The sequence below is a fragment of the Martelella sp. NC20 genome (assembly GCF_013459645.1).
Taxonomy (GTDB): Bacteria; Pseudomonadota; Alphaproteobacteria; order Rhizobiales; family Rhizobiaceae; genus Martelella.
In genome coordinates this window covers 1,526,238-1,548,610 of sequence record NZ_CP054861.1, presented here as the reverse complement: position 1 = coordinate 1,548,610, position 22,373 = coordinate 1,526,238, and the positions used below count along the sequence as shown (strand labels likewise).

Here is a 22,373-nt window from a genome sequence, read left to right as displayed (position 1 = left end):
GGTGGATCGGGAGCGATGAGACGGGGACTTTGCCTGATCGATTCGTCGTATCCGACAGCGTCGTGGACACATCTCCAGTGTCTATTCGAGCTGGGGACATTTTCATGCGTCCAGCGTCATCGCAGGCCGGCTTGTTGTCGTTGCGGCTCGGATGACGGGTTCGGCGGCAATCGATCGATGCTTGATGGTTCTGGGGTCGGGCTCGGCGTCTGGCTGATCAATCGTATTCGCCATGATCACTCGTATGGGTTCTGGCCGTGAGGTCGGCTATGAGCGAAGGCCCGCCGTTCCAGAAAAGATCATTCGGCAGCGCCAAAAGCCGCTGGCTCTCTGCTGATGTGCCGTTCTCGCCAGGTTTTCCCTGCATTCGGTGTGCTCTTGACCGGCGGTGGTTTTGCCGCAACAGATTTTGTACGAGCTGCAGGCGGGTACGCCTGACAGACGATGCCGATGGACGTGGCAGCTGCCCTTCAGCGATTATGCCTGACGCACCTCCAGCGGCGCATTCCAGGGGAGAAGCTTTTCGTAGTCGACGGTTCCGCGATTGCAGCTGATCTCGTCGAATAGCCATTTCAGGTAGGGCTCGACCCTGACCCTGTTCAGCTTGCAGGACTCGACGATCGAGGACAGGATCGCCCATGCCTCGAACCCTTCATCGCTGCCGACGAAGAGTGCGTTCTTTGCGAGCAGCTTCGTTGGTTTGAACAAGCGCTCGACAGCGTTCGTATCGAGATCGATACGCCCGTCGTCAACGAACATGGTCAGGCCTTCCCAATGATTGAGAACATAGTGGATTGCCTTGCGCATGCCGTTATTGACGACATGGATTTCGGCAAGTTCGATGAGCCTGCAACGCAGCCGGTCAAGTATCGATTGTGATAATTTTCGTCTCACCGATCTTCGATGATCGGGCGGTTTGCCATTGATCCCGCCCTCAACGGCGTAGAGTTTGGCAATAATCTGGATGACGTCGTTCGCTTCCGGCGTCTTGTTGGCATCGAACTCGTCAATGAACTTGCGCCGCGCGTGGCTCCAGCATTTCGGTGACTTGATGCCCGCAACACAGGTGCCCGGCGTTCCGAGCCGTCCATAGCCGGAATAGGCGTCGGTCTGCACGATAGCGGTCATGCCTGAAAGAATTTCATGAATGCGTTTCATCGATCGCGTCGGGCCGACATAGTAGACAACCAGCGGAGGAAGGTTGCCGCCGAAGGAGCGGTCGTCACGATGAAGGGCGTACAGGTAAATCTGGCGGGTTTTGCCCCGACCCGGATCGAGTTCCTTCATCGGGCTTTCGTCCAGATAAAGACGCCAGCTTTCTATCCGTGCTTCGCGCTCCATTAATTGCCACACGGGATCAAGAACGCCGAGTGCCGCCGTGGTCGCCCAGCGCATAAGCGTGGAACGCGGATAGTTTATACCATAGGCCTCGAGAAGCCGCTCCTGCCTGTACCAGGGGAGATACCAGTCAAGCCGCATGGCGATCGAATGCGCGAGGAAGCCGTTGCTGAAGGTGGTTCCCCTGATCAGCGCCGGTTCAAAGGGCGTGCCGACCATCTTGCCCTGAAGGCAACGGTATTTCGCGTATTTGCGAACCGCAATATAGTATTCCGCCGCAACCGCAGGGACAGAGACCGTCCTTGGTGCCCATATCAAATTCACGCCGTTCGAGATGGGCCGGCCATGTGCGCGCGCCGCGCCCTGACCGGTTTCGCAGCTTCGTCTCCGAGGCTGTCGTGCCCTCGGCCGGCATGGCCTGCCCTGCTGACCCGTTGGTGCCATCCGCAGGTTTGCCGTCTCCAGTCTCCGGCTGGCCGTCGGGGTCTGTGTCGGACTTGCCTTTATCTTTGCCTTTCTGGGGATTGGTGTCAGCGCTCGGGCCGAATTTCATCTTGTTGAGCTTGGCAAGCTGCCCGCCAAGCCTTTTGATCTCAATCTCGAGCACGCGTATTGTCGCCGTCAGCTTGAGGTTTTCGGCCTGCAGATCGTCATTGTCGGAAATCACGGCACGCCACAGATCGTCGATCCGGTGGGCGATCAACGCTCCGTCGACAATGGCAGCATCCAGAATATCCTGCTTTATGCTTTCGATCGTATCGAGCATGGCGCCATGCACGACAAAGAGCACGTCCGATCGCGGTTTTCAGACAAGGTCCATTCGTTCACGCGCACCGACCGGTGGCATGCAACTTGACTTCTTCCGTGATGCGTGGGATGGGAAGATCAATCGTGGCACACGATTTATATGGGGTCTGGAGGACTGCAATCCTCCGGGCCTCAGTCTTTTTCAGCCCTGATGCTCAAGTCAGCGCATTTCAACTCCTGTATTTCTCATGAACCTCCGCCATCAATACCGATGGGCGAAGCAGAGGTTTGACGACTGATTCGCAGTCTTTCTATCGCCTTCGATTCGCCTCGACAAGTCATTCGATTATTAATTTTACAGTTCATTCTCCTGCTGAACTGATAAGATTTTCAAATTCTGGATTTATACATTCATTTTTCGCATTCTATACACGCTTTATCCTTTTATTTTTGGCATTTGTTTTCCCGGCTTGTCGCATTCCAGATTTCACCGCCACGCCCAGAGTGATGTGCCATCCGCAATCGAGCAGAAGGCCGAAATGACCGGCGATCCGGGCCGATAGCGTCGCATTCGCCTTGCAGGCTTCCGTCCCGGACGGATAGATTTTCGCATCGGTAGTACAACAGGCTTTTGCTGATTTTCGCATTTGCGCCGGAAAGCCACGTTTCTTTATTCGCATCATTTCGTGGAGTGCTCGTCCGTCAGAAAAAAAGGCGGTGGCTGCGGCCTTTGGAAATCGAGCATCGATTGCCAATCCCATATCAGGAAAGCTTCACTTGAGAATCTTCCCGTCTTCGACCGTGACGTCGATCGGGTTCCTGCTGCCCTTGATGGACAGGCGCCAGGTGAAGCGGCTGTCATTTTCGACATAGACGCTGCCGGATGAGCCAATCACCGTTCATATTTCTGTCGCAGAATTGATCACGGGCATTCCGCCCGTTCGAGTCTGCAGTCGTTCATGATATTTGCCGTCTTTGACGAAAGCAGTGTGCAGCGGCATGACGGAGGGCAGGTAGAGATCGAACAGGCGCTTTTCGAGCGCCGGTCTCAGATCGGATCGCTTAAGAATATCCCGAACGAATGCAAGGCGGCGCAGCGTCAGCGCATCTTCTTCGCCGACGGCGCGAAAGCCTACCGGGAGCCTGCTCCAGCGTGGCGTGACGGGGGTCAGGAAGCGCCAGCCGGAAAAGACGTCGAATGCCAATGTGCCGAAGCCATCGACCTCGACCGGATCGACATTGCTCGTCTGCCGGGCGACGAGCGCCCATCCGGCATCGGAATGATGCAGCACGAATGTTTCCTCCAAAACCTGGTCGATACCGACGACGGATTCGATCGTCACGATCGAATAGCTGTCCTGCGCTGGAAAGATGCGGAACGTTCCGACAAATCTTTGTGGCTGCGAAATCCGTACCTGCCGTCGGCGAACCGGTCCCGGCCGGACCACGCGGTCGGACAGGTCGGTCGAGGACTTTTGAGCCTGGGCCATGGCAGCGGCCGCCCCGTGGAAGTTCTGGCCACCAATGTAATAGGCCACTTCGAGATTGTGCAGCCCGTCGAAGACGGTTTCATCCGGGTGATCCAGATAAAACGCAACAAGCGCCTTTGCACTGGCCGCCCTTGTCGGCTGTGGTTTGATCCTGGGCCCATGATCCCTGATGATTTTATCGAGCAGCGCATCGTTAAGCTGCTTTGCCTGTTCAGGCAGCCTGCCCTTTGGCTCGATCATCTCAAGAAGAGCCGTGAAATCTTTCGCCAGAAGGACCGGTTCAAGCGGATGGTGTCCGGCAAGCGCGCTGACGCCCCAGACCGTCCCGAAATTTAGCGGATGCAGGCTGACAAGCAGCGACAGACAAAGGCTCATCGTTGCCGTGCTGACTTGCCCGATCGGGAAATAGCGTCTTCTGTCATACGGCAGCGTCTCGGTCATCACATAACCGCAGAGCCGCCGATAGCGCCTTTCGGTTTCAGCGATGCCGGGCAGGCCCTCGAAATCGGCAACATAGTGATAGCCGTCCAGGCACAGCGGCAGAGAGCGTTGTCCCTCGCATAGCTTGCGGGCGCCAAAATGTTCGAAATACCAGCGCAAATCGTCGGGAAACGACGCTGCCATCATGTCTTCCAGCTCCGCGATGCACTCCGGGGCATAAGGCTCGATGGAAGCATCATCCGAAAAGGCCAGTTGCCCGGCGATATCCTGAACAGTTTTCATCTTCAGCGCCTCCTCATGGATCGCATGCCATAGTCTGGTTGCAATCTGGCCGGACTATGATTGACATCCTTCCTTAAAGTTGTAAAACTTCCGCTGTCATATTAGACATCAAGGATATTCGTGTGTCACATCTGACGATGCTGGAAGCCGTTACGCCAATCACAGATATCGACGGTCGTGTCTTCTCCTGCCGGCAGGCGATTGACAGCGGGCACGGCTTTTCCATCTACCTCGGCTATCCCGAAGATCGATCGACCGGCACGCCGGAAGCGGTGCTGACGCGCGAACTCGCCGATCACCTGCTTGCCCATGGCTTCTCGCAGAAGCGTTCCGGCCTGCCGCTCGGATCGGTGCGGCTCCTCAAATTCCGCAAGCGTCTCGGCATTGTCGATGGCCGCGACCCTAAGGAGCGGGCGCGGCGGGCGGCGCTCGCAAAGCCGGTGCGCATCGTTGACGATATCGACGGAACCCGTTTCAAGGTCCGGCGCGAACAGAAGACGGATCTTGGTGTCACCATCCTGCGCGGCGTCGAGATCGGCAGGCCCAAGACCAGCCCGCAGGTCGTCCTGACGCCGGCGCTTGCCGCCCTCATCCGCGAATGGGCCGACTTTCCGATGAAGCTCGATGCGTTCCTGCCCTTCGACACCAAGATCCTGATGAACCTTCGCACCCGGCTCGGCCTTTCCTGGCACGACGACCGGGCGGCATGGTGGGCAGAGCGGTTCGGCGACCTGCTGACGCTCACGCCGGAAGATTTTTCTGCCCGTCACGGCCACAGGCCCAATGTCATCGACGACGAGCGGCGGGCGGTGCTCTATGTCGAGAAACGCCTGTCGCAGACGCCCGCCGACAGGGATTTCCTCGACCTGATGATCGATGACTGGTCCGGCAAGCGCCACGATAACGGCGCGGCCAAGGGCGAGGCGCTGCGCGAAAGAACAGGGCTCAGCTACACATCGGCGCGCCGCTATCGCCGTGCCTACAAGGTGCTGAAGGCCGCCGGACGGATCGGCGCCAATGGCTTTCCGGTCACTTTCCCGGCCTCACGCTCTTGAGCCACCCGCTCGCTCTTCAGGAAGGACATCACCATGAACGCCATCATCGACATGCCGGTCCTCTTCCAGGATCAGGACATTGCCTTCACCTTCGAGGCCCCGGCGCTGAAGGATGCGGAGCTTCTCGTTCATGGCTTTTCGTCAGAAGAGAAACTCTTCGAGCTTTCCGAGGTGGTGATCGAACTCGTCTCCGATGATCCCAAGATCGATATCAACGCCCTGCTCGACACACCGGCGACGCTGACGATCCATCACAAATATGCAGGCATAAGGCATATTTCCGGCATCATCGCCGATATGGCCCGCCGCGATGAGGGGGCTCACCGCACCTTCTACACCGTCGTCCTCATGCCTGCGCTCGGCCGGCTCGCCCATGGCTCCGACAGCCGCATCTTCCAGCAGAAGACCGTGCCCGAAATCATCGCCGAGGTGCTGAAGGAAAACCGCGTCGAGGATATGCGCTTCGTGCTTGAGGGCGCCCATGTAGCGCGGGAATATTGCGTCCAGTACAACGAAACCCATCTCGATTTCGTCCGCCGCATCGCCGCCGAGGAAGGCATCTGGTTCTTCTTCACCTCCGGCGAAAACGGACAGAACCAGGTCACATTCATCGATACGCCGATGATCGTGCCGAAGCTGAAGGCAATGCCGGAACTGGAATACAATGCCAATCCCGGCGGCGTGGCGAAGGGCGTCTTCTGCCGCAGCTTCACCTTCCGCGAGCGCTTGCGGGCGACGAGCTTCACCCAGCGCGAGAGGCTGTTCACCAATCCGGGGTACAGCCAAGAGCATCGCGCCGACCGTCAGGCCGATAACGGCGCCAAGGGCAATTACGATCTCTACAACTATCCGGGCGGCTACAAGAAGGATGTCGCGGGCAAGCCGTTCACCAGATCGCAGCTCGAGGCCGTGCGCGTCGAGGCCACCACCGGCGAGGGCCGCACCAATGCGCCGGCGCTGACGCCGGGCTATAAGGTCATGCTCACCGAGCATCAAAATGACGACTGCAACGTCTTCTGGCATCTGCTCTCCGTTTCCCATGAGGGCGAGCAGCCGCAGGCGCTGAAAGAGGAGGCAGGTGCTGGCGCGACCACCTATGCCAATCGCTTCCTGGCGATGCCGGCGGACCTCAACTACGCCCCGCCGAAACAGCCGAAGCCGAAAGCCGACGGCCCGGAGATCGCAACCGTCAGCGGCCCGGAGGGCGAGGAGATCTACTGCGATGACTGGGGCCGCGTGAAACTTTCCTATCCGTGGGACAGACGCTCGAAAGACAATGAGCACGCCTCGGTCTGGACCCGCGTCGCTTCAAGCTCGGCGGGCGGCACTTTCGGCGAGGTGATCCTGCCGCGGGTCAAACAGGAGGTGATCGTCGATTACGTCCGCGGCGACCCCGACCAGCCGATCATCACCGGCCGCTCCTACAACGCCCTCAACCTGCCGCCCTACAAGCTCCCCGAAAACAAGACCAGAACCGTCTGGCGCTCCCAGACGCACAAGGGTCCCGGCTATAACGAGCTGCGCTTCGAGGACGAGAACGACCGGCAGGAGGTCTATGTCTACGCCCAGAAGGACCGCAACGAAAAGACCAACAACAACCACTCCGAACGCATCAACAACAACTGGGTCCAGTCCATCGGCCACAACAAGGGCATCGAGGTCGGCAATAACCTGACCGAGATCGTTGACGGCAATATGGAGCTGCGGGTCGGGCCGGGCAATACCGGCACCCTCACGCCGTCATCGGCCTCGCGCGACACCCAAGGCATCGGCACGACAGCCGAAGCGCTCGGGCGGCCCGAAACGGGTGAAAAGGGCAATGGCAATCTGATGATTTCGGTCGAAAAGAGCAGGGCGCAGACGATCGGCGAAAACCACAGTGAGGATGTGCGCGACAACAAGACCACGACCGTCGGTAAGGATTACGACCTCACCGTCAAGCGCCGCATCGAGATTTCGGCCGGCGAGGAAATCATCCTCCATTGCGGCCAGGCGCGCATCATCATGACCGCCGACGGAACGATCAACATCATTGCCAAGCGGGTCATCCAGAAAAGCGACGAGAAGATCGAACTCCTCTCCGATATCGTCAAGGTCAATTGAGGGAGAGAGCCGCATGAAATGGAAACGGACGCTCATGATCGCCGGTGTCTCGGTGGCGCTCGCAGCCGGGCTCGGCGCCGGCGGGTATTGGGGCGGGAAGGCCTATTGGCATCTGCTTCAGAGGCAGGAACTTCAGGCGCAGCAACGGCAGGAGGAAATCATGGCCGAGATGAAAGCCGACGCGGCCGAGAAGGCCCAAAAGGAACAGGAACAGATCATCGCCGCGTTTCGGGAACGCAATCTCAGACGGGCGCAGACATCATTTGCCGATGCGCCGATGGATCTCAAGGCGCTGCTGACGGGCATCGTCATGGGGCGAACGCCCTCCGATGCCGATCTGGCCAAATTCAGCAAGGAAGAGATCAACAAGACTTACCCACTGACCGAAGGCGAGTTCGGCATTGATCAGGGCTATACCGACAATCTGCTGCGCGAGGCGCTGTTGTCCCGCAATTTCCCGGCGGCCGAAGCGCTGGCGAGGCATGGCGCGGATGTAACCTATAACGACAATGAACTGGCCTTTGACGCGATTACGACGCTGACCGGGTTCGGCATCTACCGCCCGGATACGGCTGCGACGCCGTTTCTCGACTACGCTTTTGGCAACCAGTTCCTGACGCTTTATCTCGAAAATGGCGGCGATCCGAATGCCTATGTGAAAGAGGGATTAAACAGTCTTTTGACGTACGCTGACGGTCATAACAACCTGCAGGCCATTCTGCTTCTACTGGCGCACCATGCCGATCCGTGGTTTCAGGTGCCGGCCGAAGGGGCGGACTATCGATACGACAGTTTCTTCATCACAATTGCCACAGCATATGATATTCAACTAGAAATTGCTTTTCGTGTTGCCAAAGCAGGTCACTACGACAATGCCCCCGTGGACAAGCTCGACAGATTGATCGAGCAATACCAAAGCATCGCCAAACAATATGTCGGCTCCACTGGTCCAAGCGATCTTGCTTCGACATGGGGCTTGCAAAAGGTCTTGCCGCTGATCCTCAAGGGCAACAACCGTGAACCAACCGGATTTATCTCCGAGCTTCTGGCGATGGATGTGCCGGACGATATCGGCGGATTCTTTCTTGCCCCCGGTCAGCTCTGGTCACCGCCGGACGCACTGCCCCTCACCAAACAGCAGGAAGGCACGGAGAAGTGGGATGGGTAAGGACAGCTGTATTATCTCCGGCGACTCGCTGACCAAGCTTTGCGAGCGCGCCAGTTCCATGCTGATCACGCGGATTTATGACACGCCGCGCGACAAGCTGCCGGACCCGCTGAAACCTTGGTATGACGCCAATCTGAAACATTGGGACGTGGCCTGGGAGGTGAAACAGACCAAGGGCAGCGACGGCTTTCAATGCGCCCTCTACACGCCGAAGAATGCCGGTGGAACGAAAGCGCCGCAATGCTGCCCGCCCGTACTGGCCTTTCGCGGCTCCGACGTAACCGATGAGGATTTTGCTGAACTGGCGTTGAACATCAATGGCGCCGTCACGATCACTTCCGATTCCACGGTGGGCTGGAAGAATTTTACCGGCAAGCCGGAGGTTCATGCCTTCGACACGACGCTCTCCAAAAATCCGGACTATAATGGCAAGCCGGAAAGCGTGCTGAAAGATGCCAGTGGCGTGCTTTCCGACAATACGGTCTTGTTTTCGAATGTGACGGTGACGCGCAAGCTGCCGGTCAACACCGCGGCCGGCACGGCCATGCCATCCTATCTGATGCTGACCTTCACCTTCACATTCTCCGCCACGCTCTATTATGGCGAAAACGGCGACTGGCCCACCAATATCAGTCAAGGACTGGGGAATGTTCCCAGTCAATATAAGAATGCGATTACCGCAGGAAAAGGAGCCGCTGGTGATGCAATCTCGAAATGGAATAACCGGTTGAGCGTTGTCGGCCATTCTCTGGGCGGCGGACTGGCGAGCGCGGCGGCACTGGCGGCACAAAAGGCCTATCCGGAACTGAAAATCTCCTGCTGGACCTATAACGCAGCGGGCCTGCACAAAAAGACCGCGAAAGCGGCAGGTGCCAAACTCACCGACGCCTGTTCCATCCCCGTCCGCTCCCGCTATGTGCAATCGGAAATCCTGTCCTCGCTGCAATCGCGCACGCCGCTTGTGCCGCTTCTGTCCAGCCTGTTGCGCTGGAGCGGCCATCAGATGCCGGAAGCGGTTGCCATGCCCTTCGGCTATCAGGGCATCAGCCCCGGCCCGACCGAACTGTTCGGCCAATCGCTGGACTATGCGCCGATGTGGGGCGACCTGCCGAAACTCTATCCGCTGGAGGATCAGGAACTCGCGCCGGGCTATCCCTTCTCCTTCCTGAAGCCGATCCTCGACATTGCCGAAACCAGCAATACGCTCGACCTGTTTTTGAACCGCCTGATCAGCCATATCGGCCTGTATATGCTTGCCCATCCTTTCTCCACGATCGGCGAGGGGCTCAAGCTCTGGCGAAATGATGACGACGCACGGGAGCGGCTGAAAGAGAGTGCCATCAAGGCCCCGCCTGCGGGCAAACCGACCAGCAGACGGCCGACCCCGATCACGGCGGACAGTCTTCGCCCCATATGGGAACGTGATCTCCTCGAATTGTCGCGGATATTCGTCGCATCCGGCTGCTATCACCTGTGGCCGTCCTGCGCTTTCACCTTCCTGCTCGACAGGCCAAAACAATAGGGAGCACGTCGCCATGATCCGTGAAACGCCGGATGCCCTGCCACTTACCAAGCAACAGGAAGGCACGGAGAAGCGGGATGGGTAAGGACAGCTGCATCATCTCCGGCGACTCCATCACCAAGCTCTGCGAGAGGGTCAGTTCCATGCTGATCACGCGGGTTTGTCGGGCGAAGTGCGAACACCCCCAACAAGACGCACTGTCATGGAGCCGCCCATGAAATGGAACCAGGTCTTTGGCGGTGTTTTTATCGTGGCGATGCTGGCCGGTTTCGGCTGGTTCCTGCGTGCGCCGCCGCAAGCACCGCAATCCCGACAACCGCCCATGACCGTGGAGGAAAGCATGAAACAGGCCGAGGCCGAACAGGCGCAAAAGGATCAGGAGGCGTTTCTGGAACAATGGCGGGAGAAGAACCTCAGACGGGCGCAGACCTCCTTTGCTGATGCGCCGATGGATATCAAGGTGCTGCTGACCGCCATCGTCATGGGGCGAACGCCATCTGACGCCGATCTGGCGAAGTTCACCAAGGAAGAGATCAACCAGACCTATCCTTTGACGGAAGGCGAGTTCGGCATCGATCAGGGCTACACCGACAATCTGTTGCGCGAGGCGCTGCTGTCCCGCAATTTCCCGGCGGCAGAAGCGCTGGTGAGGCATGGCGCGGATGTAACCTATAATGAGGATGAACTGGCCTTTGATGCGATCACAACCAGGACGGCATTCGGTCCAGAAGATGACAACCGGATCGTACCCTTTCCGGATTACTCATTCGGCAACCAGTTCCTGACGCTTTATCTGGAAAACGGCGGTGGCCCGAATGCCTACGATTCAGAGGCGGGTTTTAGCCTGCTGACGGATTCCAGTGCGGAATATAATCTTCAAGCCGTGCTAATTCTTTTGGCACATAATGCCGATCCGTGGTTTCAGGTGCCAGACAAGGGCTCAGACTATTTAAATCGAAGCTTTTTAACAACCATTGCCAATACCTCTAAAAGGTCCTTGGAAATTACGTTTCGGGTTGCTGAAGCCGGGTATTATGACAATTTAGACCTCGAAAAACTCGATGAATTACTTAAGAAGTATCAGCAATATGCCCATCACTACATTGGTATCACCGGGCCAGATGGTCTCTGGCGAGCATGGGCTCTGCAAAAGGTTTTGAAGCCCATCCTGAAAGGGAATCACAGTGAGCCAACCGGTGATATTGCAGAGCTGATGGCGATGAAGATACCGGATGATGTTGGCGGTTTCTATCTCGCCCCCGGTCAGCTCTGGTCCCCACCCGGCACACCGCAAATTGTCGCTGACGAATTCGGCACGGAGAAGTGGGATGGGTAAAGACACCTGCATTATCTCCGGCGACTCCTTGACCAAACTGTGCGCGCGCGTCAGTTCGATGCTGATCATGCGGGTTTATGAAACGCCGCGTGACAAACTGCCGGACCCTCTGAAACCCTGGCACGACGCCAACATGGAACATTGGGACATGGCCTGGGAGGTCAAGCAGACCAAGAACAGTGACGGGTTTCAATGCGCCCTCTACACCCCGAAAAATGCAGGTGGAACGAAAGCGCCGCAATGCTGCCCGCCGGTTCTGGCCTTTCGCGGCAGCGATAGCGAACCGGAGGATTTTGCCAAACTGGCCTTGAATATAAAAGGCCGTTTCACCCTGACCGGACGTAACACACCGGCACAGCCTGGCAGTGCTATCCCGCCTGTCAGCCTGCCCTTCGACACCTCGCTCTCGCCGTCACCTGACTATAACGGAAAGCCGGAACGGGAGCTCTCGGGCCTTTCAGACAGTACGCCGTTGTTTTCCAATGTGACCGTCAGCCGGTCTTTGTCCTTCACCTGGACGCCACCGCTGATGCAGGCCCCGATCGACACCAAACTGACCCTGACCATCGTTTTTACCGCGACGCTTTATTGCGGCGACAAGGGTGACTGGCCAACCAATTTTGCTCAGGGGTTGGGGCACCTTCCGAAGCAATACCAACAAGCAATCGACAACGGAATAAAAGCCGCCAAGGAAGCAACCTCCAATTGGAACAACCGATTGAGCATTGTCGGTCATTCTCTGGGCGGCGGACTGGCCAGTGCCGCAGCACTGGCAGCGCAGAAAGCCTATCCCGAGCTCAAAATCTCCTGCTGGACCTATAATGCCGCCGGGTTGAGCAAGGAAACGGCAAAAGCTGCGGATGATTCATCGCTCACCGACGCCTGCTCCATTCCGATCCGCTCCCGCTATGTGCAGTCGGAAATCCTGTCCTCACTGCAATCGCGCACGCCGCTTGTGCCGTTCATGTCCAGCCTGTTGCGCTGGAGCGGCCATCAGATGCCGGAAGCGGTCGCCATGCCCTTCGGTTACGAAGGCGTCAGTCCCGGAACGTACAATCTTGGTGGACAGTCGCTCGAATACGCACCGATGTGGGGCGCCTTGCCGAAACTCTTTCCGCTCGAGGCGCAGGAACTCATTCCCGGCGCGCAATTCCGCTATGTCAAGCCGGTTCTGGATCTGGCCGAGCACAGCCGCGACATCGATACGTTTTTAAAGGGCGTGCTCGACCTTCTGGCCAAATCCGTCAAAGGCGCGAGCCTTGAGGATATGGAGGGGATCGGCGGCCTGCTGCTCGGTTATTTGCTGCCGACCACCCGCAAGGCGCTGATGAAGGATGCCATGAACAAGCCGGACCCGGACATCGATATGGCCGGCCACCGGCGTCATGTCCCCTATGATCGCGATGCGTCGCGGCCGGCATGGCTTCTCGACTGGCTGGAGCTGAGCCGGCTTCTGGTCGCCTCCGGCTGCTACCACCTTTGGCCGACCTGCGCCTTCACCTTCCTGCTCGACAAGCCGAAACAATAGGGAGCACGTCGCCATGATCCCCCAAATCTCGCTTCCGTTTCCGTGCCTGTTTTTCCGCCATTGGTATCTCGATGGCAGTGAGATGGGCGTGCTGGTGGTGCGGGCGGTGTTCGATATCCGTGAGGGGAGACGGGCCGTGCTGCCGAAAGAACAGCCGGAGATGGTGCTGAGCGATATTTTTTCCGGCGAGGCGAACCTTTCTTCTCTCAAACAGGAAAGCGAAATCGCGCCGTTCAAGCCGAAAACCGATCTGACATTTTCTGCCATTGCCCGTTCGCCGGAGGAAAAGTCGCTGGAAAGCTGGCCGGTTCGGGTCGATATCGCGCGACCAGGGGCTGATGGCGGAATGCCGGAGGTGATCGGCAGTCACGGGTTTCATGTCTTCGGGGAACGGCTGATGGAGCCGGAGGCGACGAAGGGCGGAAAGCGCTGGCGGCTATCCTCCGTCGCGCCGGTGAAGGAGGTGCCGCTCACCTATGAGCATGCCTATGGCGGCACGGTGAAGATCGATGAGGAGAGCGAGGACACCCATGTGTTCAACCCGGTCGGGCGCGGCATGGTCAGCGATTATCTGCTGGAGGCTGGCGAGGCGCTGCCCGCGCCGCAGATCGGCCTTGTTGGCGAGTTTGCCGCCTGGGTTCCGGGCACGGAGATGACGGTCTGTGGGATCGCGCCGCTGACGAAATCCTGGCAACCGCGTCTTGCGCTCGCCGGCACCTTCGATGATGCTTGGCTCAGGGAACGCCATCCGCGCATGCCGGCCGATTATGGCTACGGCTTCTGGAATGCAGCGCCGCAAGCCTTGCAGTTCAGGCCGTTCCTCACCGGCATGGAGCAGATCACCGTCCACGGCATGCGCCACGACCCGGCGCCCTATCGGTTCTGCCTTCCCGAGGGCGGGCTGAAGGCCGTTGTGCGCTATGCCAATGCCGACGACCGGACCCTCGTTCTACGGCTCGATACCGTTCATTGCGATATCGCCGATCCGGACCCGGAAAAGCACGTCATGACACTCGTCTGGCGGCAGGCGATCGAAAATCCCGACGATGTGACAGCAATCGAAATTCTGCCGCATGCCCTGAGAAAGGAGACATCATGAGCCGCAGTGCAGCCCGCAATACCGGCGAGACCAACAGCATCGTCTGCCTTTCGCCCTGCGTCTGCCTGACGCCGCGCGGCCCGAAAATGGTGCCGGTGCCCTATATGATCGTCTCGAAACTGGAATGGAGCACGAAGACGATCTCCAATACCGGCTTCGGCGGCAATCAGGCGTTCACCATGGCAAGCCGCACGGAGAAAGTCACCGGCAACGAGCCGGGCACCGGCGGTGGGGTTTCATCCGGCGTCAATGTCGGCTGGTGCCGGCCGCAATCCAACAAGTCGAGCTTTCTGGTCGAGGGCCATCAGGTGCTTCAGGACAACTGCGTCTGCGAAATGAACTGCGCCGGCCCCGACGGGCCATCGAACACGCTCGGCAAGCTGAATTATGATGATGCTTGAGGGAGCCGGATATTCGACTGCATACGTGTCAAGGCAGCATCGGCTGCTTTTCCAGCACCTCCGCACGCGCCAGCATGCGGTTGACCGAGCGGAGGTTCAGGGGCTGGCGCCGCGCGTGCTGCCGCTCGATAACCTCGGCGATCACATCGACGGATAATTCCGAAAGTCTGCGCTTTCGCCCCTCTCGCTGAGCGAATGTGATCATGTCCGATGGCCGTGTCACGGACAGGTTCACGATGTTCAGCCGGGTTTGCAGCGGTTCCGGAATTCCGACAAGACTGTTCGACGTCAGGATCCAGTCGATCCACGACATATCGAAACTGAGCTGATAGTAGGGGCACTCCCACCGCGCCGCCGTCGCCAATTCCAGTAATGAGAGCAATGCGTCCGGCAGGCTGCATCGCGAGCCGCCCGTCGAAACTGCAATCCCCGCCTTCTCGATCTCATCGATGACGATGATCGGATTGGCAACCTTGTGCTGGATGACCGTCTGGATCGGCTTGCCGGCATGAGCCGACCCCCAACCGCGCTGGGAGCCCGCGACAGCGAAGGAAGCCTGCTCGCCAGCTGCATCAATCGTCCGGAGCGGAACCCGAAGCACTTCACTTACCTTGCGGGCCCAGACCGATTTGCCAATGCCCGGCGGCCCGTTCAGAAGCAGAGGCGGAAGACGGAAGCCAGCCATGCCCGAGCCAACGGACTGTCGCATTGCCTGCCAGAACAGCTCTGTCGCCGGCGCCATCCATGGCATTTCCGCATGAAGCGCTGAAGCAATCTCATCAGCGCGTGCCTCGCTTTCGATCTCGACCACTTGCACGCCGGTATTCAGCATTTCGATTGCCTTGCGGTCCTCGGCCCGCAGATGCATGATCCCGGACACCTTTTCCCGCCCCTTGATGATGCGCACTGCCCACCGCCTGATGCGAGCCCGGTCGCGACTTGTCACCATGTCTCTTGAGCGATGCCAGTCGTCCTCTTCGGAAAGCTCTTCGACAGACTGCTTGTCCTCGCGCAGCTTACGCAGGTGGTTTTCAAATCGGTATTCGAGATCGGTTTCGCTGTCGCCGACCGGGAACAGCTTCGCCTCGACAAAGGGGATACGCGTCATACTACAATGTCCGGATACAGAAAAAGAAGGAAAGAGGCCGTCTGATCAGGCGATCTTCGGGTGGGTGTAATGGGCGGTTGCGACCCGGCCCCAATCTAGGCCTTCAAACAGAGCCTCGAACTGCGCCTTGGTCAGCGTGACCGTGCCGCCCTGCATTTTCGGCCAGACGAAACCGCGGCCCTCGATACGCTTGTAGATCAGCACAAGGCCGGTCCCGTCCCACATCAGCACCTTGGTCTTGTCGCTCCCCTTGGAGCGGAAGACGAAGAAGGCGCCGCAAAACGGATCGAGATCGAAATTGCGCATCACATGGGCGGCAAGGCCATCCATGCCCTTGCGGAAGTCGACGGGATCGGTGGCGAGATAGATCTTGAAGGTACTCGACGGATAGATCATGAGAACTGCCCCGCGACGCGGATCAATTTCGCCAGCTCGGCATCACCGATGCTCAAAGGGAATTCGAGGCAGACGCCACCGACAAGATGCCGACCACTGGCCCCACTGTCGTGGTGGAGTTCAGCCAGGTGGGTTGGCTCGCGAGCAAGTTGGACCGCGGCAAAAGGCTTGGGCCTTTCACGCCCATCATGGGCTGCGCGTGTTTCAGCCAGCTTGATCCATTTGCGGACAAGGAAATCTCGCGTGCCGAGTTCATCGGCGATCAATTTGACCGGGCAGCCTTCGTCCCGAACCCGACGCACGGCTTCACGCTTTATCGACTTCGGCCAAATCTTCCTGCCATCGGTCGAGAGCCCGACCTTGAAGCCCCAGATGTCCACTGACGCCATTCTTCCCTCCTGATTTCAAAGGCAGGGAGAAATTACCATCTGGCGATTTGGCTTCGATAGTCCAATTTTCAGGGGCTCGATGCAACGCTTACGAAAAATGCTGCATTTTGGTACCTTCAGTTGACCTGTCGTGAATTGTTCGCCCAGTAGGGCTCTCGTAGGACGCGCTTCGGGATCTTGCCTGCAGCGTTTCGCGGAAACGCGTCGACAAAATCGAAGCTTTTGGGAATCTTGTAGCCGGCCAGTCGCTTGCGGGCGAAGCCGAGCAGGTCCGCCTGCGACAGCTGAGAATCGGGGGCCTTGACGACGATCGCCTTGACGGCCTCTCCCCACCGCTCGTCCGGAACCCCGATCACGGCGACGTCGCTGCCCCCCGGACAATCTGCCAGAACATTCTCAACCTCGGCGGGAAAGACGTTCTCGCCTCCCGTCACGACCATATCCTTGATCCGGTCATGGACGTAGAGAAAGCCCTCTTCGTCTGCGTAGCCGGCATCGCCGGTATGGAACCAGCCGCCACGCTTTGCATGGCGGGTCTCTTCCTCCATTCCCCAATAGCCTGAAAAAACGGGAGCGCCTCTGGCGACAATCTCGCCGATTTCGCGGGGATCGGCATCGGTACCGTCCTTGCGAACGATCTTGACTTCCATCAGCGGGGCAGCCCGGCCGACGGAGCGCTGCCTCTCGGCAGAGCCGGTCTCGAAATCCTCCGTCGACAGGACCGTGCCGACAGAAGCGGTTTCCGTCATTGCTAACAGCTGGATGAGGTCGCAACCGAGAACCGCCTTCGCGCGCCGGAACACGCTTTCGGAGATCGGCGACCCGCCATAGGTGATCGTACGGAGTTTGGAGAAGTCCATCTGCCCACAGCGTTCGTGCTCGAGACAGAATTGAAGCACCGAGGGCACGACCCCCGTCCGGCTCAGGGGCCATTTCTCGAATGCGTCGAAGACGGTGTCCGGGGGGGCGTCGGCCACGATCACCATATGGCCTCCGTGATGTAGGATATGGAGACCGGATTGCGCCCCGCCCACATGGAAGAACGGGAGGCACATCAGGGCGGTCTCATTGTCGGACCAGGGTCCGTACGCGCCGGCATCGCCGGATTTCAGGAATGCGACGATGTTGTCGTTGGAGAGCTGGACACCCTTCGACCTGCCCGTGGTTCCGGAGGTGTAGATCTGTATTACAATCGCCGAACCGTCGACGGGAAGTCGAGGATCCGTTTCGGGGCTGTCGCCGATCCATTGCGTTATGGACCCAGGATCATCGCCGGAAGAAAGCTCCACAAGTTCGATGCCATCGATCAAACCCTGCAGCTCGCGCGATGTGGCGGCATATTCCGGCGTATGAAACAGCAGCCTTGCTCCGCTGTCAGCGAGGATCTGCTGGAGTACGAAGGCCGTCAGCCGCCAGTTGAGCGGCACCAGCGTCACCTGAGACTTGGCGAAGAAAAAATAGAGCTGGGTGAAGAAATCGGTATTCTTGCCGAGATAGGCAATTCTGCTTCCGGCTCGAAACCCTTCCGCCAGAAGCGCCTGGGCAAGTCTGCTGGTTTCAAGAACGAGCTTCGCGTAGGAATGCGTCGTCTGGCCGAAGCTTACCGCGGGAGCCTCGGGTTTCTCCTTGCCGAAATGGCGGACGATGTCCGCGACTTCGCGGATGTCGTAATAGGGCGCCGATCTCATGACTTGCCTCCCTGCTCTTCCACCGGGGTGAAGCAAGGCGCCAGACCGCCCGACAGCTCCCGGAAGGTTAGCTGCACCTTTTGATCGATGCGCAATGCATCAAGGTCGCAATCGACGATATTGGTGAGAAGACGCGGCCCTTCCTCAAGGGTGACGAAGGCGATCGCATATGGCTCGGCGCCGCGGCGGGTAACGCTCACGGCATAGATATGCCCGAACCCGCTGCATTCCTTCCATGATTGATTGGTGCCGAAACACTCTGCGCAGTGCGGTCGAGGATAATAATTTGCCGAACCGCAATCGCCGCAGACCCGGATGCCCATATAGTAGGCCGCCAATTGGTTCTGAGCTGTGGCCTGCATCGCGATGCCGATGCGGGTGGCGCCGAAGAACAGCGAAAGCAGAGTGCAAAGCAGGAGCGCGCCGACGACCATCGCCATTGTGTTGGCTGGGACGCTGATGCCGAAAAGGCTCAGGGACTGCCCGAAGAAAGGCGTCGGCAGGACCAGGGAATTGGCGCCCCAGATCATCGTAGCGACCGCGCGGAAGATAAAGCCGAGCCCTATCGTCAGCATGACGATGGCAAACTGCGGCTGCCCGAGAACCCTTCGCAGAATTACGGCATCGATCATGAAGCCGAGGAATGCGACGACGACCATGCTCGCAACGAGGCCGGCCCAATACTGCCACCCCCAAAAGCCGATGAACGTATAGGCGACGAACGCACCGAGCATGAGGAGTTCGCCCTGGGCGAAATTCACGACTTCGGTCGCCTTGTAGATAAGCGTGTGAAGCCCAATGCGACAAGCGCGTAGATGCAGCCAACATCCAGACCGCTGATGATGATTTGTACGAGGTTATCCAAATCGACCACCCTCGGATACCAACGCCTGCCGGCTGATCCGCAGCTCGAATGTCGAGAGATACCCCTCACCTGCCTCGCAACGGCGATACACCACACCCTCCCCCCGGGGTCCTTGCGTTTGCCGGCTCTGCCGCGCAAACGACGCTCTACTCGCTCCACAATTAAACCAACAAGCACCCGTTCGTTTGTCAATGGCCTTTTTGTCGCTCCGCAACTGCAGCATGGACCGGAGCGCGATAGAGTGTTCCCGATAGCCGGGGGGGAGAGATGCTCTGGCCCGACCTGGGCTGTAATTGTGCAGGCTCCGCGTGAAACCGGCGGCTTTTCTTTCGCACGCATCCTCAACAGGCCTCAGTCCGTGGATTGACAAAAGTACGGTTGTTTGTTTTTTTAAAGACGGAGGACGGAATGATGATGACCCGTTGCGATATCGTTGCCCAAGGCGATCGTCCGTTCGCAGACGCAGCGCCGCGGATATTGGGAGAGCCTGGAGCGCTGCCTGAGCAAGTCGCAGTGCGCCCAGGTTTCGTTTCGATAGATCAAGGATACGGTCAGCCCGCACTCCGGCGGCAACGATCGCGCCACGGTCTTGCGTACCATTGGCGCACTGCCGTTTTGCCTATTCAGAAATTTTCCGGGAAAGAGCCGAAGGGCTTGCTTGGTCGTTCGGCGACGAAACTGCCCTCGATCGGCCCCTCGCGCAGCCATATGAAAGATGATTGAATGAGTATTCAGGTGACATCAATAAAAACACAAGAGCTCTTTCGGGACCTGCCAAAGAAGTTGCTGATCGATGGCGACTGGCGCGACGCCCAGGCCGGCGAGCCGTTGGAAACGAGGAACCCCGCGACAGGCGCCGTCATTGGCAGTGTCGCCAGGGGCAGGCCCGGCGACATCGACCTTGCCGTTGACGCCGCACGCCGCGCGCTCAATGGCCCGTGGGCGAAGCTCACCCCGTTCGAACGGCAGGAGATCCTGCTTGGACTGGCCGACATCATCGAAAAGAACTACGACCTGATCGCCGCGGTCGATACCATGGACATGGGGGCGCCGATCACGCGGACGCTGGCCGGCCGTCGCCGCGCCATGCAGCTTCTGCGCTACTATGCCGGTCAGGCCACCACCATCCACGGCGAGACGCTCAGAAGCTCGGTCGCAGGCGATCCCTTCGTCTGCACATTGAAGGAACCGATCGGCGTCGTGGGGGCGATCACGCCCTGGAACGCACCCTTTGGAATGTGCGTCTGGAAGATCGCTCCTGCGCTTGCAGCAGGATGCACCGTCGTCCTGAAACCGGCAGAGCAGACGCCCTTGTCCGCGCTTCTGTTTGGGCAGTTCTGCCTCGAAGCCGGCGTTCCGCCGGGCGTCGTCAACGTGGTTACAGGTGAGGGCGATGCCGGCGCGCGACTGGCGGAACACCCGGACGTGGACAAGGTCTCGTTCACCGGCTCGACCTCGACGGGTCAGAAGATCGTTCGCGCGTCGGCCAGCAACATCAAAAAGCTCTCGCTCGAACTGGGCGGCAAATCCGCGCACATCATCATGAGCGATGCCGACCTGGAAAAGGCTGCGGTTGCCGGCGCGGCGGCGGTGTTCAATAATTCGGGCCAGATCTGCAGCGCCGGAACGCGACTGTTCGTCCAGGCCGAAATCCACGACGCCTTCGTCGATATGGTCAAGGCGGAAACCGAGAAACTCAAGCTCGGCGATCCCCTGGACCCCGGCACGCAACTCGGGCCGCTTGTCGACACGAACCAGATGGAGAGAGTGCTCGGCTACATCGCCAAGGGTCATGCCGAAGGCGCAACGCTGAGGACGGGCGGCGAGCGTCCGCAAGAGCTTGCGCAAGGAAGCTTCGTTGCGCCAACGATCTTCTCGAACGTGACCGACGACATGACGATCGCACGGGAGGAAATCTTCGGACCCGTCCTCTCGGTATTCCGCTTCGAGACTGCGGATGAAGTCGTGGGACGAGCCAATAGCAGCGAATACGGTCTCGGCGCAGGTCTGTGGACTCAGAACATCGGCACGGCGCATTCGATCGGCCGTGCGTTGCGGACCGGAACCGTATGGATCAACAGCTATCAGAGCATGGATCCCGCGGTTCCCTTCGGAGGCTATAAGATGAGCGGCTACGGCCGGGAGTCCGGCTCCGCGCATATCGAGGAGTACCTTCAGACCAAATCGATGTGGATTGCCTGAGTTCACTGCGACGAACAAAACCAAGAGGAATATGCGAATAAAGGTCCTCGTAACTGTCAAACGTGTGATCGATTACAATATAAAGGTCCGCGTGAAAGCGGACGGAAGCGGCGTCGACCTGTTCACGGCCGTGCCGGAACTGGTCGAAAAGCTGTGAGGACTATTTTCGCGCTCAACCTCCTCCCTGAGGGCGAAACTGGCGGCGTCGGTAAATCCGGCGCCGCCGCATTTTCGGGACATCTCCCGGGAAAGAGTTGAAACGGTGGTAAAACATTATCAGTTGCAGACCGGGGCACAGATCCGGTCGATCGATGGAGGCGGCCAATGAGCGGAACGAGCATATTTTTCACCGAGCCGGAACCGGCCCGGGCGGTGAGCATCGAGGTCGCCGAAAACGTGAGCCGCATCGTGGCCAACAACCCCAACAAGATGACCTATCACGGCACGAACACATACCTTCTGGACACGTCCGAGGGCGTGTTCGTCATCGATCCGGGCCCGGTCGAAGACAGCGCGCATTTCAACGCGGTCGTCGACAGTCTGGGGACCCGGGGGAAAGGAATCCTGATCACCCATCATCATTCCGACCATTTCGGATCCGCACCGTCGCTTCGCGAACGGACCGGCCTGCCTGTCTATGTCTCAAGCGCGTTCCCGGACGATGCGTTCGAACCTGACATGCGCCTGGACGACGGGGACGTCATTGCCGGCGTGACCGTGCTGCACACGCCAGGGCATGCCAGCGACCATCTCTGCTTTGCAACGCCGGCGGGCGTCCTGTTTTCGGGGGACCATGTGATGACCTGGAACAGCTCGATCGTCAGCCCGCCCGACGGCAACATGCGTGACTATTGCGGCCAGCTGCAACGCCTGCTCGAACGGGACGACAAGACCTATCTGCCGGGCCACGGGCCGATACTTCAGGAGCCAAAACCTTACGTCGAACGGCTGCTCGCAAACAGGATGCGAAGAGAAAAGCAGATCCTGGCCCATATCGCGTCAAAGCCCGACACTGTCCAAAGCATTGCCGCGGCCGTCTACCGCAAATCTGATCCGCACATCGCGATGGCCGCAGAAAGAAATGTCATCGCCCATCTAGAAAAGCTCCTGTCCGAAAATCGGGTGATCCGGTCTGGAGGCCTTTGGAACATACCCTCCTGAGATAGCTACCCTTCTCGGATGCCGGACCCAAGATGCGGATGGTAGAGGCAATGG

22 protein-coding genes and 1 pseudogene are annotated in these 22,373 nt (G+C 58.9%); 12 read left to right on the top strand and 11 right to left on the bottom strand.

What is annotated here, in order from left to right; translation table 11 throughout:
• Positions 1-217: 217 nt before the first annotated feature.
• The 6 genes from HQ843_RS07450 to HQ843_RS07430 all read right to left on the bottom strand — a co-directional run bounded on the left by HQ843_RS07450 (position 218) and on the right by HQ843_RS07430 (position 4,298).
• Entirely contained in the window at positions 218-367 is a 150-nt protein-coding gene (locus HQ843_RS07450; protein ID WP_180899120.1) for a hypothetical protein, read from the bottom strand.
• 110 nt (positions 368-477) lie between these two features.
• Positions 478-1,656: an IS66 family transposase gene (gene tnpC / locus HQ843_RS07445; protein ID WP_180899121.1), complete on the bottom strand. Its 1,179-nt coding sequence runs from the start codon at positions 1,654-1,656 to the stop codon at positions 478-480.
• Positions 1,538-2,128: a hypothetical protein gene (locus HQ843_RS07440; protein ID WP_180899122.1), complete on the bottom strand. Its 591-nt coding sequence runs from the start codon at positions 2,126-2,128 to the stop codon at positions 1,538-1,540. Before HQ843_RS07440 ends, tnpC begins: the two co-directional genes overlap by 119 nt.
• A gap of 382 nt (positions 2,129-2,510) precedes the next feature.
• Positions 2,511-2,846, bottom strand: coding sequence for a hypothetical protein (locus HQ843_RS07435; protein ID WP_180899123.1), 336 nt, complete (start codon positions 2,844-2,846; stop codon positions 2,511-2,513).
• A 12-nt stretch (positions 2,847-2,858) separates the two neighbouring features.
• Positions 2,859-2,981: a hypothetical protein gene (locus HQ843_RS29770; RefSeq protein WP_256432943.1), complete on the bottom strand. Its 123-nt coding sequence runs from the start codon at positions 2,979-2,981 to the stop codon at positions 2,859-2,861.
• 3 nt (positions 2,982-2,984) lie between these two features.
• On the bottom strand, positions 2,985-4,298 hold the full coding sequence (locus HQ843_RS07430; RefSeq protein ID WP_180899124.1) for an SMI1/KNR4 family protein: 1,314 nt from the start codon (positions 4,296-4,298) through the stop codon (positions 2,985-2,987).
• Between the two features lie 122 nt (positions 4,299-4,420).
• Here HQ843_RS07430 and HQ843_RS07425 point away from each other — a divergent pair, with 122 nt between their 5' ends.
• The 8 genes from HQ843_RS07425 (at position 4,421) to HQ843_RS07390 (ending at position 14,510) form a co-directional block, all read left to right on the top strand.
• Positions 4,421-5,353, top strand: coding sequence for an LbetaH domain-containing protein (locus tag HQ843_RS07425; protein ID WP_180899125.1), 933 nt, complete (start codon positions 4,421-4,423; stop codon positions 5,351-5,353).
• 33 nt (positions 5,354-5,386) lie between these two features.
• Positions 5,387-7,456: a type VI secretion system tip protein TssI/VgrG gene (tssI, locus tag HQ843_RS07420; RefSeq protein WP_180899126.1), complete on the top strand. Its 2,070-nt coding sequence runs from the start codon at positions 5,387-5,389 to the stop codon at positions 7,454-7,456.
• Between the two features lie 13 nt (positions 7,457-7,469).
• On the top strand, positions 7,470-8,624 hold the full coding sequence (locus HQ843_RS07415; protein WP_180899127.1) for a hypothetical protein: 1,155 nt from the start codon (positions 7,470-7,472) through the stop codon (positions 8,622-8,624).
• Positions 8,617-10,146 carry a hypothetical protein gene (locus HQ843_RS07410; protein WP_180899128.1) on the top strand — a complete coding sequence of 510 codons (1,530 nt, stop codon included), beginning with the start codon at positions 8,617-8,619 and terminating at the stop codon, positions 10,144-10,146. Before HQ843_RS07415 ends, HQ843_RS07410 begins: the two co-directional genes overlap by 8 nt.
• 214 nt (positions 10,147-10,360) lie before the next feature.
• Entirely contained in the window at positions 10,361-11,482 is a 1,122-nt protein-coding gene (locus HQ843_RS07405; protein WP_180899129.1) for a hypothetical protein, read from the top strand.
• Entirely contained in the window at positions 11,379-13,010 is a 1,632-nt protein-coding gene (locus HQ843_RS07400; RefSeq protein WP_180899130.1) for a lipase family protein, read from the top strand. The genes HQ843_RS07405 and HQ843_RS07400 overlap by 104 nt, the downstream gene beginning before the upstream one ends.
• A 13-nt stretch (positions 13,011-13,023) precedes the next feature.
• Entirely contained in the window at positions 13,024-14,109 is a 1,086-nt protein-coding gene (locus HQ843_RS07395; protein WP_180899131.1) for a DUF2169 family type VI secretion system accessory protein, read from the top strand.
• Positions 14,106-14,510: a PAAR-like domain-containing protein gene (locus HQ843_RS07390; protein ID WP_180899132.1), complete on the top strand. Its 405-nt coding sequence runs from the start codon at positions 14,106-14,108 to the stop codon at positions 14,508-14,510. The genes HQ843_RS07395 and HQ843_RS07390 overlap by 4 nt, the downstream gene beginning before the upstream one ends.
• Positions 14,511-14,538: 28 nt before the next feature.
• Here HQ843_RS07390 and HQ843_RS07385 read toward each other — a convergent pair whose 3' ends face one another.
• The 5 genes from HQ843_RS07385 to HQ843_RS07365 form a co-directional block, all read right to left on the bottom strand.
• On the bottom strand, positions 14,539-15,618 hold the full coding sequence (locus tag HQ843_RS07385; protein WP_180899133.1) for an AAA family ATPase: 1,080 nt from the start codon (positions 15,616-15,618) through the stop codon (positions 14,539-14,541).
• Positions 15,619-15,663: 45 nt separating this feature from the next.
• Positions 15,664-16,014, bottom strand: a complete 351-nt coding sequence (gene tnpB / locus HQ843_RS07380; protein WP_180899134.1) for an IS66 family insertion sequence element accessory protein TnpB — start codon at positions 16,012-16,014, stop codon at positions 15,664-15,666.
• Positions 16,011-16,403 carry a transposase gene (locus tag HQ843_RS07375; protein ID WP_180899135.1) on the bottom strand — a complete coding sequence of 131 codons (393 nt, stop codon included), beginning with the start codon at positions 16,401-16,403 and terminating at the stop codon, positions 16,011-16,013. The genes tnpB and HQ843_RS07375 overlap by 4 nt, the downstream gene beginning before the upstream one ends.
• 116 nt (positions 16,404-16,519) lie before the next feature.
• Positions 16,520-18,091 carry an AMP-binding protein gene (locus HQ843_RS07370; RefSeq protein WP_180899136.1) on the bottom strand — a complete coding sequence of 524 codons (1,572 nt, stop codon included), beginning with the start codon at positions 18,089-18,091 and terminating at the stop codon, positions 16,520-16,522.
• On the bottom strand, positions 18,088-18,873 hold the full coding sequence (locus HQ843_RS07365) for an OB-fold domain-containing protein (protein ID WP_256432952.1): 786 nt from the start codon (positions 18,871-18,873) through the stop codon (positions 18,088-18,090). The genes HQ843_RS07370 and HQ843_RS07365 overlap by 4 nt, the downstream gene beginning before the upstream one ends.
• A 491-nt stretch (positions 18,874-19,364) precedes the next feature.
• On the opposite strand from HQ843_RS07365, the gene HQ843_RS07360 reads away from it, so the two are divergent.
• The 4 genes and pseudogenes from HQ843_RS07360 to HQ843_RS07345 all read left to right on the top strand — a co-directional run bounded on the left by HQ843_RS07360 (position 19,365) and on the right by HQ843_RS07345 (position 22,319).
• Positions 19,365-19,679, top strand: a complete 315-nt coding sequence (locus HQ843_RS07360) for a hypothetical protein (RefSeq protein WP_180903442.1) — start codon at positions 19,365-19,367, stop codon at positions 19,677-19,679.
• Positions 19,680-21,158 (top strand): aldehyde dehydrogenase family protein, encoded by a 1,479-nt coding sequence (locus tag HQ843_RS07355; RefSeq protein WP_180899138.1) that lies wholly within the window; start codon positions 19,680-19,682, stop codon positions 21,156-21,158.
• Between the two features lie 37 nt (positions 21,159-21,195).
• Positions 21,196-21,279, top strand: a pseudogene (locus tag HQ843_RS07350) (electron transfer flavoprotein subunit beta/FixA family protein); the annotation flags it as partial.
• A gap of 203 nt (positions 21,280-21,482) precedes the next feature.
• On the top strand, positions 21,483-22,319 hold the full coding sequence (locus tag HQ843_RS07345; RefSeq protein ID WP_210275241.1) for an MBL fold metallo-hydrolase: 837 nt from the start codon (positions 21,483-21,485) through the stop codon (positions 22,317-22,319).
• Positions 22,320-22,373 lie beyond the last annotated feature (54 nt).

Coding starts and splice junctions, on each gene's coding strand:
- HQ843_RS07450 (WP_180899120.1), bottom strand. CDS start 367: ATGCAGGGAAAACCTGGCGAGAACGGCACATCAGCAGAGAGCCAGCGG.
- HQ843_RS07435 (WP_180899123.1), bottom strand. CDS start 2,846: ATGGGATTGGCAATCGATGCTCGATTTCCAAAGGCCGCAGCCACCGCC.
- HQ843_RS07430 (WP_180899124.1), bottom strand. CDS start 4,298: ATGAAAACTGTTCAGGATATCGCCGGGCAACTGGCCTTTTCGGATGAT.
- tssI (WP_180899126.1), top strand. CDS start 5,387: ATGAACGCCATCATCGACATGCCGGTCCTCTTCCAGGATCAGGACATT.
- HQ843_RS07415 (WP_180899127.1), top strand. CDS start 7,470: ATGAAATGGAAACGGACGCTCATGATCGCCGGTGTCTCGGTGGCGCTC.
- HQ843_RS07410 (WP_180899128.1), top strand. CDS start 8,617: ATGGGTAAGGACAGCTGTATTATCTCCGGCGACTCGCTGACCAAGCTT.
- HQ843_RS07405 (WP_180899129.1), top strand. CDS start 10,361: ATGAAATGGAACCAGGTCTTTGGCGGTGTTTTTATCGTGGCGATGCTG.
- HQ843_RS07400 (WP_180899130.1), top strand. CDS start 11,379: ATGATGTTGGCGGTTTCTATCTCGCCCCCGGTCAGCTCTGGTCCCCAC.
- HQ843_RS07395 (WP_180899131.1), top strand. CDS start 13,024: ATGATCCCCCAAATCTCGCTTCCGTTTCCGTGCCTGTTTTTCCGCCAT.
- HQ843_RS07390 (WP_180899132.1), top strand. CDS start 14,106: ATGAGCCGCAGTGCAGCCCGCAATACCGGCGAGACCAACAGCATCGTC.
- HQ843_RS07385 (WP_180899133.1), bottom strand. CDS start 15,618: ATGACGCGTATCCCCTTTGTCGAGGCGAAGCTGTTCCCGGTCGGCGAC.
- tnpB (WP_180899134.1), bottom strand. CDS start 16,014: ATGATCTATCCGTCGAGTACCTTCAAGATCTATCTCGCCACCGATCCC.
- HQ843_RS07375 (WP_180899135.1), bottom strand. CDS start 16,403: ATGGCGTCAGTGGACATCTGGGGCTTCAAGGTCGGGCTCTCGACCGAT.
- HQ843_RS07370 (WP_180899136.1), bottom strand. CDS start 18,091: ATGAGATCGGCGCCCTATTACGACATCCGCGAAGTCGCGGACATCGTC.
- HQ843_RS07360 (WP_180903442.1), top strand. CDS start 19,365: ATGATGATGACCCGTTGCGATATCGTTGCCCAAGGCGATCGTCCGTTC.
- HQ843_RS07355 (WP_180899138.1), top strand. CDS start 19,680: ATGAGTATTCAGGTGACATCAATAAAAACACAAGAGCTCTTTCGGGAC.
- HQ843_RS07345 (WP_210275241.1), top strand. CDS start 21,483: ATGAGCGGAACGAGCATATTTTTCACCGAGCCGGAACCGGCCCGGGCG.